This is a genomic window from Amycolatopsis sp. NPDC114505, from assembly GCF_055633615.1.
Genome location: NZ_JBVKDV010000001.1, coordinates 2,898,501 through 2,912,307, shown reverse-complemented (window position 1 = coordinate 2,912,307; position 13,807 = coordinate 2,898,501). Strand labels below are relative to the sequence as shown.

General features: G+C 70.1%; 17 protein-coding genes. 4 read left to right on the top strand and 13 right to left on the bottom strand.

Annotated features, from left to right (window positions below):
• Positions 1 to 40: 40 nt before the first annotated feature.
• The 5 genes from ACZ7OU_RS14485 to nucS all read right to left on the bottom strand — a co-directional run bounded on the left by ACZ7OU_RS14485 (position 41) and on the right by nucS (position 4,351).
• Positions 41 to 325 carry a hypothetical protein gene (locus tag ACZ7OU_RS14485; RefSeq protein WP_470241462.1) on the bottom strand — a complete coding sequence of 95 codons (285 nt, stop codon included), beginning with the start codon at positions 323 to 325 and terminating at the stop codon, positions 41 to 43.
• Between the two features lie 14 nt (positions 326 to 339).
• Positions 340 to 2,037 (bottom strand): sodium:solute symporter family protein, encoded by a 1,698-nt coding sequence (locus ACZ7OU_RS14480; RefSeq protein ID WP_470241463.1) that lies wholly within the window; start codon positions 2,035 to 2,037, stop codon positions 340 to 342.
• Positions 2,038 to 2,237: 200 nt separating this feature from the next.
• Positions 2,238 to 3,014, bottom strand: coding sequence for a hypothetical protein (locus tag ACZ7OU_RS14475; protein ID WP_470255333.1), 777 nt, complete (start codon positions 3,012 to 3,014; stop codon positions 2,238 to 2,240).
• Between the two features lie 471 nt (positions 3,015 to 3,485).
• Positions 3,486 to 3,689, bottom strand: a complete 204-nt coding sequence (locus tag ACZ7OU_RS14470) for a DUF1653 domain-containing protein (RefSeq protein ID WP_470241465.1) — start codon at positions 3,687 to 3,689, stop codon at positions 3,486 to 3,488.
• Between the two features lie 2 nt (positions 3,690 to 3,691).
• The gene (nucS, locus tag ACZ7OU_RS14465) at positions 3,692 to 4,351 is read right to left on the bottom strand and encodes an endonuclease NucS (protein ID WP_470241466.1); all 660 of its coding nucleotides are present in this window, start codon (positions 4,349 to 4,351) and stop codon (positions 3,692 to 3,694) included.
• Positions 4,352 to 4,388: 37 nt separating this feature from the next.
• Here nucS and ACZ7OU_RS14460 point away from each other — a divergent pair, with 37 nt between their 5' ends.
• Positions 4,389 to 4,934, top strand: a complete 546-nt coding sequence (locus ACZ7OU_RS14460) for an NUDIX domain-containing protein (protein WP_470241467.1) — start codon at positions 4,389 to 4,391, stop codon at positions 4,932 to 4,934.
• On the opposite strand, the gene ACZ7OU_RS14455 is transcribed toward ACZ7OU_RS14460, so the two are convergent.
• The 4 genes from ACZ7OU_RS14455 to ACZ7OU_RS14440 all read right to left on the bottom strand — a co-directional run bounded on the left by ACZ7OU_RS14455 (position 4,906) and on the right by ACZ7OU_RS14440 (position 7,661).
• A complete protein-coding gene (locus ACZ7OU_RS14455) occupies positions 4,906 to 5,370 on the bottom strand; it encodes a DUF2867 domain-containing protein (protein ID WP_470241468.1) in 465 nt (154 codons plus the stop codon). The two genes, ACZ7OU_RS14460 and ACZ7OU_RS14455, sit on opposite strands and share 29 nt — an antisense overlap.
• A complete protein-coding gene (locus tag ACZ7OU_RS14450; RefSeq protein WP_470255332.1) occupies positions 5,367 to 5,867 on the bottom strand; it encodes a TetR/AcrR family transcriptional regulator in 501 nt (166 codons plus the stop codon). The genes ACZ7OU_RS14455 and ACZ7OU_RS14450 overlap by 4 nt, the downstream gene beginning before the upstream one ends.
• Before the next feature lie 64 nt (positions 5,868 to 5,931).
• Entirely contained in the window at positions 5,932 to 6,705 is a 774-nt protein-coding gene (locus ACZ7OU_RS14445; protein ID WP_470255331.1) for an enoyl-CoA hydratase-related protein, read from the bottom strand.
• Positions 6,702 to 7,661 (bottom strand): GlxA family transcriptional regulator, encoded by a 960-nt coding sequence (locus ACZ7OU_RS14440; protein WP_470255330.1) that lies wholly within the window; start codon positions 7,659 to 7,661, stop codon positions 6,702 to 6,704. Before ACZ7OU_RS14440 ends, ACZ7OU_RS14445 begins: the two co-directional genes overlap by 4 nt.
• Positions 7,662 to 7,732: 71 nt before the next feature.
• Here ACZ7OU_RS14440 and ACZ7OU_RS14435 point away from each other — a divergent pair, with 71 nt between their 5' ends.
• Positions 7,733 to 8,272 carry a cysteine hydrolase family protein gene (locus ACZ7OU_RS14435; RefSeq protein WP_470241471.1) on the top strand — a complete coding sequence of 180 codons (540 nt, stop codon included), beginning with the start codon at positions 7,733 to 7,735 and terminating at the stop codon, positions 8,270 to 8,272.
• Here ACZ7OU_RS14435 and ACZ7OU_RS14430 read toward each other — a convergent pair.
• From ACZ7OU_RS14430 to ACZ7OU_RS14420, 3 genes are all read right to left on the bottom strand, one after another.
• Complete coding sequence (locus tag ACZ7OU_RS14430) at positions 8,265 to 10,280, bottom strand: protein meaA (protein ID WP_470255329.1); 2,016 nt, start codon at positions 10,278 to 10,280, stop codon at positions 8,265 to 8,267. The genes ACZ7OU_RS14435 and ACZ7OU_RS14430 overlap by 8 nt on opposite strands.
• An 84-nt stretch (positions 10,281 to 10,364) precedes the next feature.
• Positions 10,365 to 10,853 (bottom strand): hypothetical protein, encoded by a 489-nt coding sequence (locus ACZ7OU_RS14425; RefSeq protein WP_470255328.1) that lies wholly within the window; start codon positions 10,851 to 10,853, stop codon positions 10,365 to 10,367.
• Positions 10,854 to 10,904: 51 nt separating this feature from the next.
• A complete protein-coding gene (locus ACZ7OU_RS14420; RefSeq protein ID WP_470241474.1) occupies positions 10,905 to 11,435 on the bottom strand; it encodes a YdbT family protein in 531 nt (176 codons plus the stop codon).
• A 131-nt stretch (positions 11,436 to 11,566) separates the two neighbouring features.
• Here ACZ7OU_RS14420 and ACZ7OU_RS14415 point away from each other — a divergent pair, with 131 nt between their 5' ends.
• Together ACZ7OU_RS14415 and ACZ7OU_RS14410 are read left to right on the top strand one after the other, a co-directional pair.
• Positions 11,567 to 12,190 carry a LysE family translocator gene (locus ACZ7OU_RS14415; protein WP_470241475.1) on the top strand — a complete coding sequence of 208 codons (624 nt, stop codon included), beginning with the start codon at positions 11,567 to 11,569 and terminating at the stop codon, positions 12,188 to 12,190.
• Positions 12,190 to 12,813 carry a LysE family translocator gene (locus ACZ7OU_RS14410; protein WP_470241476.1) on the top strand — a complete coding sequence of 208 codons (624 nt, stop codon included), beginning with the start codon at positions 12,190 to 12,192 and terminating at the stop codon, positions 12,811 to 12,813. The genes ACZ7OU_RS14415 and ACZ7OU_RS14410 overlap by 1 nt, the downstream gene beginning before the upstream one ends.
• A 1-nt stretch (position 12,814) precedes the next feature.
• Here the strand turns inward: ACZ7OU_RS14410 and ACZ7OU_RS14405 are convergent, their stop codons facing one another.
• Positions 12,815 to 13,801 carry a hypothetical protein gene (locus ACZ7OU_RS14405; protein WP_470255327.1) on the bottom strand — a complete coding sequence of 329 codons (987 nt, stop codon included), beginning with the start codon at positions 13,799 to 13,801 and terminating at the stop codon, positions 12,815 to 12,817.
• Between the last annotated feature and the right edge of the window lie 6 nt (positions 13,802 to 13,807).

Here is a 13,807-nt window from a genome sequence, read left to right as displayed (position 1 = left end):
ACGGTAGCGAAACCAGCGCGCCGCTGTCCGGACAACCCGGCTATTCCCCCGCCGCGGGGGTGGTGTCGCCGGTCTCGGTCTCCGCCGGCACGACCAGCGGCCGGACCTGAGCCCAGATGACGAACGCGGCGGCGACCACCAGCATGCCGATCCCGGCCCACAGGTTGATGTTCACCCCGGCCGCCTTCTCCCGATCGGCGTCGGAGGTGAAGAAGGCGCCCATCACCGTGAGGATGACGCCGTAGACGCCGATCAGCAGGGCGATGATCAGCCGGATGTCGAAAGCGCCCGCCTTCTTGGGCTGTGAAGTGGACTCGGTAGCCATGACCGTCAAACCTCCTAGAAGATGACGTTGAGGACGATGGTCAGGATGAGCACGATGCCCGCGAGCAGGCCCGGCTTGCGGTACCAGCCCGCGTTCTCGCCGGTGTCGTCGTGCTTGCGCGTTTCCTTCGGCGTCAGCGAGTAGACCAGCCCCACCAGCTCTTCGTCCGGCTTCGGCTTGGTCGCCAGCGACACCACGACGCTCACCACGATGTCGACGACGAACGCGGTCCCCGCGGCGACGAAGCTGGTGCCCTGGCCGCTCAGGCCGATCACCCCGGCCTGCGACAGGCCCCAGACGGTGATCGCGGACGCGGTACCGAGCACGAGGCCGCTCCAGCCGGCGTGCGGCGTCATCCGCTTCCAGAACATGCCCAGGATGAACGTCGCGAACAGCGGCGCGTTGAAGAAGGAGAACAGGTCCTGCAGGTAGTTCAGGATGTTGCCGGAGTTCGACGCGATGAACGCGGTGCCGATGGCGAGGATCGTGCCGACCGACGTCACGATGCGGCCGAGACGCAGGTAGTAGCCGTCCGGCTTGTCCTTCTTGATGTACGTCTGCCAGATGTCGTACGTGAAGACGGTGTTGAACGAGCTGAGGTTCGCGGCCATGCCGGCCATGAACGAGGCCAGCAGGCCGGCGATCGCGATGCCGAGCATGCCGTTCGGGAGCAGGTCGCGCATCAGCAGGAGCAGCGCGTTGTTGAAGGTGACGCCGCTTTCCGCGGTACCACCGTCGAGCAGGACCTGCTTGTCCTTGACGTACTCGGACACGGTGACCGCGGCGATCATGCCGGGGATGATCACGATGAACGGCACGAACATCTTCGGGAACGCGCCGATGATCGGCGTGCGCCGCGCGGCGGACATGCTCTTCGACGCCATCGCGCGCTGGACCTCGACGAAGTTCGTCGTCCAGTACCCGAACGACAGCACGAAGCCCAGACCGAACACGATGCCGAGAATCGACAGAATGTTGTTGCCGAAGCCCGTGAGGTTGTCACCGGGCCACGAGTGCAGCTGCGCGGTGCCGCCGGGGCTGTTGGTGACCTTGTCGACCAGGCCCTGCCAGCCACCGACCTTGACCAGGCCGATGATCGTCAGCGGGACCAGCGCGATCACGATCACGAAGAACTGCAGGACCTCGTTGTAGATCGCGGCGGAGAGGCCGCCGAGCGCGGTGTAGGAGAGGACGATCACGGCGGCGATGATGATCGACACCCACAGCGGCCAGCCGAGCAGCAGGTTCACCACGCTGGCCAGCAGGAACAGGTTCGCGCCGGCGATCAGGATCTGAGCGGCGGCGAAGCTGACACCGTTGACGAGGTGGGCCGGCTTGCCGAAGCGCCGGCGCATGAACTCGGGGACGCTGCGGACCTTGGAGCCGTAGTAGAACGGCATCATCACGATGCCGAGGAACAGCATCGCCGGGATCGCGCCGATCCAGAAGTAGTGGACGGTCGGCAGGCCGTACTGGGCGCCGTTGGCCGACATGCCCATGACCTCGACCGCGCCGAGGTTCGCCGAGATGAACGCCAGGCCGGTGACCCAGGCGGGCAGCGAGCGGCCCGACAGGAAGAAGTCGAGGCTGCTGGACACTTGACGCCGTGCCAGGTACCCGATGCCGAGCACGAGCACGAAGTAGAACGCCAACTCGATGTAGTCGATCGCGCTCGCGTCGAGTCGCAGGTTCGCATCGGCTAGGACGAGCACCCGACCCACCTCCCGGCAGTACCTTTGTTCAAACCGGACAACAATCGACAGGAATCACCACTACCCTGTCGGATCCGGACAGTACTGCATGGATTCAGGGTCGGCACGCTGACGTGTCCAAAGTGGTCAGAGGGCGCGTCCCCCCGGCTGTGAGCTGGGGAAACGCGCCCTCCGTCAGACGCCGCGGGAGCGGTGGTGGATCACCGGTCGGTCGGGACCGCGATCTCGCCGTCTTCTTCGATCAGCTTGGCGAGCACCTCGTCGGGCAGGTAGGTGCGGTGCGGGTAGCCCGGCCCCCACGAGTTGAGCAGCGGCACGGCGCCGAGCTCGTCGGCCCGCGGGTTGGCGAGCACCGAGTGCACGTCGTCGACCGACTTGGCCCAGCGGAAGGCCTTGATGCCCTGCTTGGCCTCGGGCGTGTACTTCTCGCGCGCCTGCCAGTCGTCGTTGGCGTAGGAGTCGTCCCAGAGGACGTGCCCGGCCTCCTTGAGCACCTCGGCCGCGGCGCGGACCGACGTGCCGTTGTCGTCGCCGGGGTTGGTTTCGGCCCACTCGTCGCGCTTCTTGGCCGAGTCCCAGAGCCAGCGGGCGGTGTACTCGCTGCCGTTGAAGATCGACATGCAGCGCGACCAGCCGAAGCCGACGCAGGCGCCTTCCTTGCCCTGGTCGTAGAACGCGTAGTTGGCGTCGGTGTCCGGGGTGCCGCCCGGCTCGAGGCAGACGCAGTGGCCGCCGCGGATCCGGCCCAGCTTCTTGACGCCGGCCTTGGCGATGAAGAACTCGCCGGAGGCCTTGTCCTCCGCCGGGGTGTCGAAGGCGGAGTACCAGTTGACCCCGATCACGACGGGCGCCCGGCTGGGCCGATCTTCCGCGGAGAGCGCGGCGAGCGGATACCGTTCGACGTGCCGCCAGTCGTCCGGAATGAACCGCCCCAGACGCGGGTCGGCCGGATCGGAACCGAGTGGGCGATAACGCATGACTTCCTCCTCCGTGCAGGCGAAAAGCGCGCACCCCGGCCGGACGACATGCGCACACCGAGCTCGAAGGCGATTGAAACGTTGGCACGACAAAGAAAGACGGCCGAGCGCACCACCCTCCGGCACACCGGACACACCGGCGGAACCCCTCGAAATCGAGTGTCCCACGAGTCGGCGCAATAAGATCCCGAACTCACCCGAACAGCGCATAAAGGCAGGTCAGAAAGGAGGCGATCACTTATCTGAGGCCTATCGGGTTAACGATTTCCTTGCGGAGTAATCAGCCGGGAATCAGATACCGCAATTCGGCATCGATTCGGTATCGGCGCCGGGCCCGCCCCTGTGGGCCGAACGGAGGCCCCGAGGTCACCCGCACCTGAAACACCGGGCGCGCTTCCCGCGATCTTCATCCCACGATCACGGAGGTGCCGATGAAGCACCTACGCGATCGCCTTCGACGTGCGATGAACCTCAGTCCACCCGCCGGAACCGCGGCACCACACCGTCCGCGGTCTCCACCGTCTCCCCGAACATCGCCGCCGGCCGCACCCACAGCCCCCGCGCTCCATACAGCGCCCGGTACACGACCAGCTCTTCTTCCGTCTCGCTGTGCCGCGCCAGCCCGAGCACCTCGTACTCGCCGCCCTTGTAGTGCACGTACCGCCCGGGCTCCACGGCTAAAACAGCCGGAACGCGTCGGACTCGATGCCGCGCAGCTCGTCGTAGTCCAGCGTCAAGCAGCGGATCCCGCGGTCCTCCGCCAGCGTCCGGGCCTGCGGCTTGATGATCTGGGCCGCGAACACCCCCTGGACCGGGGCCAGCAGCGGATCCCGGTTCAGCAGCTCCAAGTACCGCGTCAGCTGCTCCACCCCGTCGATCTCGCCGCGGCGCTTGATCTCCACCGCCACCGACTTGCCGTCCGCGTCGCGGGCCATGATGTCGACCGGGCCGATCGGGGTCGGGAACTCGCGGCGGACCAGGGTGTAGCCGTCGCCGAGGGTCTTGATGTGCTCGGCCAGCAGCTCCTGCAGGTGCGCCTCGACGCCGTCCTTCTGCAAGCCCGGTTCCGCGCCCAGTGCCTGGCTGTAGTCGTGGAAGATCTCCTCGATCGAGATCACCAGCTTCTCGCCCTGCTTGTTCTCGACGATCCAGATCTTGCCGTCCTCGATCAGCCAGCAGGGCGGGCTCATCCAGTTCAACGGCTTGTACGCGCGGTCGTCGGAGTGGACGGACACCGACCCGTCGGACTTCACGAGCAACAGGCGGGTGGCCATCGGCAGGTGGGCGGTGAGCCGGCCGGCGTAGTCGACCTGGCACCGCGCGATCACGAGACGCACCCGAGGAGGGTAGGACAGCCTCGGTGATACTGGGCGCGTGGACCCCATTCAGCGTGTCGCGTCCCGCGAGGTGTATCGGAACAACTGGATGACCGTGCGGGAGGACGACATCCGCCGTCCCGACGGCTCGGCCGGCCTCTACGGCGTGATCGACAAGCCGGACTACGCGCTCGTCATCGCCCAGGACGGTGACCGGTTCCGGCTGGTCGAGCAGTTCCGCTACCCGCTGGGCGAACGGCGCTGGGAGTTCCCGCAGGGCACCGCGCCCGACCTCGCCGACGTGCCGCCCGCCGAGCTCGCCGTGCGCGAGCTGCGCGAAGAGACGGGCCTGCGCGCCGGCTCGATGGTGCCGCTCGGCAAGCTCGACGTCGCCGCCGGCATGAGCAGCCAGCGCGGCTGGGTGTTCCTCGCCACGGACATCACCGAGGGCGAGCCCGAACGCGAGCTCGAGGAGCAGGACATGCGCAGCGCGTGGTTCGCGCGCGCGGACCTCGAGAAGATGATCCTGGCCGGTGAGATCACCGACGCGCAGTCGATCGCCGCGTGGGCGCAGCTCATGCTGTTCGAGCGGCACCGGCCTTGAGCATCCCGCGGATCACCAGGTGGTGGAACGGCTTGATCAGCGCGAAGTAGGCCGGCCCGACGCGGTTGTGGAAGTGCACGAGCGTGCCGAGCCGGTAGCCGCGGGGCACCGCCTCGACCGTCAGGTACCCGCTCAGGTGACTGTCGTCCACGCCCGCGACGAGGTAGCGCTCCGGGTCGCCGGCCCGGACGGTGAAGAACGCGACCCGGTCGCCGGGCGCGAACCCGACGTCCTCGGGCCGGAGCCGGCCGGTGCGCGGAACGGCCGCGGTGTCCAGCCGCAGCGCCTTCGCGAGCACGTATCGGGCGCCGAACAGGACTTTCACCCAGACGGGCGACCAGCCGAACACGCCCGCGACGAACTCGCGCAGGCTGTTCTCGCTTTCGATCTCCTTGAACTCCACGTAATCGGCGCCTTCGACGAACGGCTCGGTCATTTCCTTCTCCCCAGAACGAGTTCCAACGCACTCTTGAGCTGACGGCCGGACAGCGGCGGCACGACCTGCCCGGCACCGACGACGATCAGGTACAGCGCCTGCGCCAGGCCGGCGTCGCCGCTGATCTCGGTCAGATAGGTCACGCGGGTCCGGTCGACGCGCTCCTGGACCGCCCTCGCTTCAGCGTCCTGCAACGCCCACGCCCGGACGGCGATCTCCAGCTCCGGCCCGGGTCCCGGCGAAAGAACGAGCTTCAGCAACGCGCCCAGGCGGTCACCCGAAGCGGCTTCGGCCTGCTCCACGAACCGGGTCGTGCGCTCGGCCTCGAAGTGCTCCAGCAGGGCGGTCCGGTAGCCGGTGATGCCCTTGAAGTGGTGGTAGAAGGAGCCCTTCGACAGGCCGAGCCGCTCGGTCAGCCGCTCGATCGTCAGCGCCGGCGCACCCTGCTCCGCCAGCAGCGTCAAGCCCGCGTCCAGCCAGTCCCGCTTGCCCGCCATGGCCATACCATACCGTATGGTACGGCTCGCGGCCACGACGAAAGCCGGCCGGAAGCGGAACGGCTCAGTCGGGCCAGGAGGGCTTGCGCTTCTCCAGGAACGCCGCCATGCCTTCGCGCGCGCCGGGCAGCTGCGACGCCGAGGCCATGACCTCCAGCGCGATCGCGTAGGCGTCGGCTTCGGGCCGGTCGAGCTGGGCGTACAGCGTGACCTTGCCCATCGTCTTGCTGGCCCGGCTGCCGCGCGTCGCGCGCCCCAGCAGCTCGGCGACGGCGTCGTCGAGCTGATCGTCGGGGACGACGCGGTTGACCAGGCCCCAGTCGAGCGCGGTGGACGCGTCGATGACGTCGCCGGTCAGCGCCAGCTCCATCAGGCGCTTGCGGCCGATCGAGCGCGCCACCGGGACCGCCGGGGTGTGGCAGAACCAGCCACCCTTGCCGCCCGGTAGCGCGAAGCCCGCCGATTCGGCGGCGATCGCGAGGTCGCACGACGCCACGAGCTGGCACCCCGCCGCCGTCGCCAGGCCGTGCACCCGCGCGATGACGACCTGGGGCACCGACTGCATGGTCTTCATCAGGTCCGTGCACAGCGTGAGCAGCTCGCGCACGCCCATCAGGTCGCGCGCGGCGACGTCGCCGAAGTCGTGCCCGGCGGAGAACACCGGCCCGGCGCCGGCCAGCACGATGCCGGTCGCGTCGGACGTCCCCGCCTCGTGGAACGCGGCGAGCAGCTCGGCCAGGTGGTCCGCGGACAGCGAGTTGCGCCGCGCCGCGCGGTTCATGGTGATCGTGACGGTGTCGCCGTCGCGCTTGACCAGGATGTGTTCGTACTCGGTCATGCCCCGACGGTAACCCGCCGGAAGGTGCGCCGATAGCTGTCCGGGCCGACGCCGACCTCGGCACGCATCCGGCGTCGCAGGTTCGCCGCCGTACCGAGCCCGGACCGCTCGGCGACGCGCTCGACCGGCAGCGACGTCGTCTCCAGGAGCTGTTGCGCGAGGCGGACGCGTTGCACGCGCAGCCAACGCCCCGGAGTGACGCCGGTCGCCGCGGCGAACTCGCGGTGGAATGTCCGTTCGCTCATCCGCGCGTGCCCGACCAGGTCGTCGACACCGATCCCGGAACCGAGCCGCGCCAGTGCCCAGTCCATTGTGGACGACAAGCCCGGCCTCGTGGCGGAAGGCACCGGGGTGTCGACGTACTGCCGCTGCCCGCCCTCGCGCGCCGGGGGCATCACCAGACGGCGGGCGAGTGCGGCAGCGATGTCGGCGCCGTGGTCGCGGCGGACCAGGTGCAGGCAGAGGTCGAGGCCGCCGACGACGCCCGCCGACGTCAGGATGCCGCCGTCGTCGGTGTAGAGCACGTCGCGCTGGAGGTCGGCGCGCGGCGCGGCGACGGTCAGGGCGTCGAAGTCGCGCCAGTGCGTGGTCGCCGGGCGGCCGTCGAGCAGACCGGCCGCGGCCAGGGTGAACGCGCCCGAGCACAGCGCGGCGACGGTTGTCCCCGCCCGGTGGGCCCGCCGCAGCGCCGCGACGGCGGCCGGCGAGACCGGCGCGAGCGGATCGTCGCGGCCCGGCGCCAGGACGAGGTCGCAGCCGTCGAGACCGGCGAGCCCGTGCGTCGCCGCGACGTCACCGAACGGCGAGACGGCCGTGCGGACCCGGCCCTGGCTGCACAACCGCAGGGTGAACGGGCCGATCCCGCTGTCGGTCCGGTCCTGGCCCCAGACCTCGCCGATCACCGCGAGGTCGAACATCCGGGTGCCCGGCAGCAGGAGAACACCGATCGTGCGCATGGCAGGAAAGTACCGCATCGCGCGTCTTCTGCCACTCCCCTGAGCGCGAGAACCCCGCGAAACTCGACGTCATGACCGAAACGGCACTCATCCTGATCGACGTCCAGCGCGGGTTCGACGAGCCCGTCTGGGGCCCGCGCAACAACCCCGGCGCGGAGGCGAACATCAAGGCACTGCTCGACGCGTGGCAGGAGCGGCGGCGGCCGGTCGTGCTGGTGCACCACGACTCGACGGGGCCGCAGTCGTCACTGCGGCCCGGCCAGCCCGGCAACGACTTCAAGCCCGAGCTCGACGGCGCGCGGCCGGACCTGGTGTTCGGCAAGAAGGTCAACTCGGCGTTCCTCGGCGACGTCGACCTCGACGCGTGGCTGCGCAAGCGCGGCATCACGAGTTTCGTGCTCGCCGGGATCCAGACGAACTTCTGCTGCGAGACCACCGCGCGGATGGGCGGGAACCTCGGCTACGACGTGACTTTCGCGCTCGACGCGACGTTCACGTTCGACCTCCCGGAGGTGACCGCCGACGAGCTGTACCGCGTCACGGCGGCGAACCTGGCGAACCAGTTCGCCACCGTGAAGTCCACGAAGGAGATCCTGGCTGACCTCAGCTGAGGCCGTGACGCTCCCGGACCAGCGAGACGATGCCGTCCATGATCTCGGTCAGCTCGTAGTCCTTGGGCGTGAACACGCGGGCGATGCCGCGCTCGGTCAGCAGCGCGGCGTCGTCCGGCGGGATGATGCCGCCGACGATCACCGGGACGTCACCGGCGCCCGCGGCGCGCAGGCCGTCGACGACGTGCGGGACGACCTCCAGGTGCGAGCCGGAGAGCACCGACAACCCGACGACGTGCACGCCTTCCTGCACGGCGGCCGCGACGATCTGCTCGGGCGTCAGCCGGATGCCCTGGTAGACGACCTCGAAGCCGACGTCGCGCGCCCGGACGGCGACCTGCTCGGCGCCGTTGGAGTGCCCGTCGAGACCCGGCTTGCCGACCAGGATCCGCAGCCGCTCGCCGAGCTCCGCCTCCGTTTCCCGGACCCGCGAGCGCACCCGCTCGATCCCCGGGTCGCCGCCACCCGCGGCGGCCGCGGAAACCCCGGTGGGCGCCCGGTATTCGCCGAACACCTCGCGCAGCGCGCCGGACCACTCGCCGGTGGTGACGCCGGCCCGCGCACAGTCCACAGTGGCCTCGAAGAGGTTTTCCGTGGTCTGCGCCCGTTCCTTCAACGCGGCCAGGGACCGCTCGACGGCGTCGTCGTCGCGCTGCGTGCGCCACTCCTCGATCGCGGTGACGGCGGCCTTCTCGACGGCGGGATCGATCGTCTCGATCGCCTTCGCGCCCTCGGCCTGCAGCGGCGACGGCTCGGTCGTCTCGAACTTGTTGACGCCGACCAGGACGCGCTCGCCGTTCTCCATCCCGCGGCGGTACTCGGCGAGCGAGCCGACCAGCTGCGACTTCATGTAGCCGCTCTCGACCGCGGCGACCGCGCCGCCGAGGTCCTGCACGCGGGCGATCTCCTCGCGCGCGCCGGTCATGATCTCGTCGACCTTGGCCTGGATGACGTGCGAGCCGTCGAAGATGTCCTCGTACTCCAGCAGGTCCGTCTCGAACGCGAGCACCTGCTGCATCCGCAGCGCCCACTGCTGGTCCCACGGCCGGGGCAGGCCGAGCGCCTCGTTCCAGGCGGGCAGCTGGATCGCGCGGGCGCGAGCGCCGCGGGAAAGCGACACCGCGAGCATCTCGAGCACGATCCGCTGGACGTTGTTCTCCGGCTGGGCTTCGGTGAGGCCCAGCGAGTTGACCTGGACGCCGTAGCGCAGCCGGCGGGCCTTCGGATCCGTTACGCCGTAACGGTCCCGCGTGAGCTCGTCCCAGAGCGCGGTGAACGCGCGCATCTTGGACATCTCCTCGACAAACCGGACGCCGGCGTTGACGAAGAACGAGATCCGCGCGACGACCTTGGCCATGTCGGCCGCCTCGACCTGCCCGGAGTCGCGGACGGCGTCGAGCACGGCGATCGCGGTGCACAGCGCGTAGGCGACCTCCTGCGTCGGCGTCGCGCCGGCTTCCTGCAGGTGGTAGCTGCAGATGTTGATCGGGTTCCACTTGGGCACGTGGTGCACGGTCCACGCGATCATGTCGGTGATCAGCCGCAGGCTCGGCCCCGGCGGGAAGATGTAGGTCCCGCGGGACAGGTACTCCTTGATGATGTCGTTCTGCGTGGTGCCGGTGAGCTTCGCGAGGACCTCGTCGACGTCGCGGCCCTCGGCCTCGGCCTGCTCGCGCGCCACGGAGACGTACAGCGCGAGCAGCCACATGGCGGGCGCGTTGATCGTCATCGACGTGTTGGCCTCGGCGAGCGGGATGCCGTCGAAGAGCCGCCGCATGTCCCCGATGTGCGACACGGGCACGCCGACCTTGCCGACCTCACCGCGGCTGAGCTGGTGGTCGGGGTCGTAGCCGGTCTGGGTCGGCAGGTCGAAGGCGACCGAGAGGCCGGTCTGGCCCTTGGCGAGGTTGCGCCGGTAGAGCTCGTTCGACGCGGCCGCGGAGGAGTGGCCCGCGTACGTGCGCATCACCCACGGTCGGTCTCGCTCGTGGTCCGTTGGGTACGGCACTGGGCACCTCCGGCGGTGGACGTTTCGCCGAGTGTACCGAGCGGTAACTTACGGTGGCAGTGCGATGGGACACGTCCGGGTGACTCAGTCCGCGACCAGAGCCCGCACGATCAGCGCCCGGACCCGCTCGGCGTCCGGCACGGCGAACAGCGCGATCGGGCGCGGCTGGTTCTTCTTCGGCAAGCCGAAGCCGAGGATGTCCACCGTCTCGAACAGTGGGTGGAAGGTGAGCGTGCCGACGCCGTCGCCGCGGAGCGAGGTGACCGCCGGGGTGGTCGAGTCCATCCACTTGCGGGTGCGGCCCGAGATGCGGTCGGCCACGACGACCCGCTGGTCGGTCACCGCGTACACCGCGCGATGCGTCGTCCACAGCCGGGCGAGCACCGGTCCCCAGACGACCGCGAACCCGAGGACGGCGACCACGCCCGCCCCGGTGGCGGCGGTGAACACCGACACCAGGATCGAGCCGAAGCCGAGGCGGAACCACTCCCAGCCGACCGGGACGACCCGTCGCGGCCGCCCCGACCACAGCAGCCGCTCACCCGGCTGCAGGGCGATGATCGGTTCTTCCACGGCGACCTCCCTTTGCGGGGCTGACGCCCGGGAAGGCCGTGTCGGTTGCCCTCAGGCGGCCGAAGTGCCCGAAGCGTCCGCCTCCGGCGGGGCCTGGCGGGCCTTGGCCTCGTCGATGGCCTTGGTGAGCAGGTCGCGGACGCGCTTGGGCTCGCCGACGCCCATCAGCGTCACGGTCCCCGGCTCGGCGAAGGACAGGGTGCCGGTGCGGGACGGCCCCGGCTTGAGGACCGGCGCCGACAGCCCGGCCAGCACGCTGGCGCGTTCCTTCTGCCGGAACAGCCCCGTGCGCGCGATGATCCGGCTGTCGGTCACGGCGTAGGTCGTGCGCCCGAGCGCGAGGTACCGGACGGCCGACCGCCCGACGGCGCCGTACAGGCCGATCACCAGCACCACGACGGTCCCGCCCATGGCGCCGCCGCTGGGCTGCTTCGCCAGCAGGAACCAGAGCGCGGCGACGGCGAGGATGAGTCCGGCAGGGGCGATCACCCCGTCCGCGGCGACGTAGAACGGGCGCTGGACCGGCTCGCCCGCCCAGAGCACGCGCTCACCGGGTAGAAGATCGATTTCCCCTGCTGACATGGCCGAACACTACTCTGCGGAAGCCCTGGTCGCCGAACCCCGAGCACGCTGTGCGCGACCGGGCACGCTCGGTGCACTGTGACCGAAATCCGCGAGACCCGGGCCGGTCCCGTCAATTAGCGTGGGCAGCCGTGACGTGGAGTGCCTACGGAAGTTACCTGCTCATCGTGGTCCTGATCGTGCTCGCGCCGGGGCCGGACACGATGGTGATGCTGAAGAACGCGCTCTCCGGCGGGTTCCGCGGCGGGCTGCTCGCCTCGCTCGGCATCTTCGCCGGCAACGCCGTCCAGGGCAGTGCCGCCGCGCTCGGGCTCGGCGTTCTCGTCGCGCGTTCGCAGCCGGTGTTCCTCACGCTCAAATGGGTCGGCGCGGCCTACCTCGTCTTCCTCGGCTTCCAGGCGCTGCGCGGGGCGTTCCGCGGGAACTACACCGTCGTCGAGGAGGTCCAGCGGCGCCGCGGTGGTGGCTTCCGGCGGTTCCGCGAGGGGTTCCTCTCCAACATCACGAACCCGAAGGTGCTGGTGCTGTACCTGTCCGTGCTGCCGCAGTTCCTGACGGCCGGCTCGAGCATCGGGGACTCGCTGCTGCTCGCCTACACCGTCGCGGTGCTCGGCGGGCTGTGGCTGCTGGTGCTGCTGGTGTTCGTGCACCGCGTCCGCGCGTGGCTGGGCCGCCGCCGGGTGCGCCGTACGCTGGACGGCGTCACCGGCACCGCGCTGCTCGGGTTCGGCGCCGCCCTCGCCCTGGAGTCCTGATGACGTGGAACACCTACCTGGGGTTCGCCGGGATGATGGCGTTCCTGGCGATGATGCCGGGCCCGGACACGATGGTCGTGCTGAAGAACGCCCTGACCGGCGGCGCGCGCGGCGGCGGCTGGGCGTGCGCGGGCATCAGCGTCGCGAACTTCCTGCAGGGCACGGCCGTCGCGTTTGGCCTCGGCGCGGTGATCACGCGCTACCAGCCGTTGTTCGAGACGGTGAAGTGGCTGGGCGCGGCCTACCTGGTCTTCCTGGGAATCCAGGCGTTGCGCGGTGCGTGGCGCGGGAACTACGAGCACCTGGACGACGTCCGCCGCGCTCGCACGTCCCGGTGGCGCCGGTTCCGCGAGGGCTTCCTGTCGAACATCACCAATCCCAAGGTGATCGTGCTGTACCTGTCGGTGCTGCCCCAGTTCCTGACCCCGGCGTCGACCTTCGCCGATTCGCTGCTGCTGGCCTACACGGTCGCCGCGCTCGGCGTGGTGTGGCAGGTGCTGCTGCTGTTCTTCGTGCACCGGGTGCGCGGGTGGCTGGAGCGGCGCCGCGTCCGCCGCGCCATGGACGGCGCGACGGGCGCGGCTCTCGTCGGCTTCGGTGCCGCCTTGGCCCTCGAAGGCTGAGTCAGGAACCGCAGCGCCAGAGCACGGGACCGTAGTCGTCGCGGCCGAAGACCGTCCCGTCGTCGCCGACGAGGTGGGCCGACGCCGACGCCGCCCCGGCCGGGAGCGGCAGCTTCGTCACCAGGCTCGTGCCCTGCCAGACCGCGGGCGGGCCGTCCCAACCGCCGACCCGGCCGGCGATCGTGCCGTGGCGGTTGACGCTTTCCGCGGTGCCACCGCCGTCGAGCGGGTGCGGGGTGTTCTGCGACCACAGCACGGCCTTCGGGCCGGCCGGGTCGAGCACGGTGCCCACGGCGTTGCCGCCGCTGATCGCCCGGGCCAGCACGGGGGTCTGCGGCGAAGGCGGCTGCGGGGTGAGGGTGCCCGAGCGCCAGAGGTAGGCCGAAGAGCCGCCGCTGAGGAGAACGGTGCCGTCCTCGTCGATGTCCACGGCGGACGCGTAAGGCAGTTCCGGCGGGGCGATGACCCGCGGGCCGGCGGCCAGGACGGACCACAGGATCACGACGCTGCCACCCGGTACGCGCGCGGTGGCCACGACGTCGCCGCGGTCGTTGATCGCGTCCGCGTGCACGTCCCGATAGCCGTCGGGCGGCCGGATCGGCTCGTAGGTTCCGTTGCGGTACAAGAAGATCTGCGAGGTCGCCGGGCTGGTGAACGCATCCGCGTTCACGAGGACGGTCCCCGACCGGTTCAGCCCGGCGGGCATCGCCGAGTCGAAGCCGGCGGGCAGGTCGAGGTTCCGCGGGACGCCGTGCTCCCACAGCACCACGCGGGACGTGCTCCGGTCGATGGAGTGGCCCACGTAGTTCCCCTCGCCGTCCGTCGCGTCCACGTCGACGAAACCGGGCTGGCCGAACGGCGGGAGCACGACTCTTTCGGCTTGCCAGGTGCAAGGTGCCGGGCTCGCGGCCGCCGCCGGTGCCACCGCGACGGCGGCCAGGGCCAGCACGGCCAGCCCCGCCGTCGTCGTTCTTTTGAACAGGTTCATGAAGTT

Bases quoted from the DNA above. Each gene is read 5' to 3' on its own strand.
- ACZ7OU_RS14445 (WP_470255331.1), bottom strand. From the start codon at position 6,705: ATGACCGAGTACGAACACATCCTGGTCAAGCGCGACGGCGACACCGTC.
- ACZ7OU_RS14455 (WP_470241468.1), bottom strand. From the start codon at position 5,370: ATGACCGAGCCGTTCGTCGAAGGCGCCGATTACGTGGAGTTCAAGGAG.
- ACZ7OU_RS14440 (WP_470255330.1), bottom strand. From the start codon at position 7,661: ATGCGCACGATCGGTGTTCTCCTGCTGCCGGGCACCCGGATGTTCGAC.
- ACZ7OU_RS14450 (WP_470255332.1), bottom strand. From the start codon at position 5,867: ATGGCGGGCAAGCGGGACTGGCTGGACGCGGGCTTGACGCTGCTGGCG.
- ACZ7OU_RS14410 (WP_470241476.1), top strand. From the start codon at position 12,190: ATGACGTGGAACACCTACCTGGGGTTCGCCGGGATGATGGCGTTCCTG.
- ACZ7OU_RS14485 (WP_470241462.1), bottom strand. From the start codon at position 325: ATGGCTACCGAGTCCACTTCACAGCCCAAGAAGGCGGGCGCTTTCGAC.
- ACZ7OU_RS14420 (WP_470241474.1), bottom strand. From the start codon at position 11,435: ATGTCAGCAGGGGAAATCGATCTTCTACCCGGTGAGCGCGTGCTCTGG.
- ACZ7OU_RS14475 (WP_470255333.1), bottom strand. From the start codon at position 3,014: ATGCGTTATCGCCCACTCGGTTCCGATCCGGCCGACCCGCGTCTGGGG.
- ACZ7OU_RS14435 (WP_470241471.1), top strand. From the start codon at position 7,733: ATGACCGAAACGGCACTCATCCTGATCGACGTCCAGCGCGGGTTCGAC.
- ACZ7OU_RS14405 (WP_470255327.1), bottom strand. From the start codon at position 13,801: ATGAACCTGTTCAAAAGAACGACGACGGCGGGGCTGGCCGTGCTGGCC.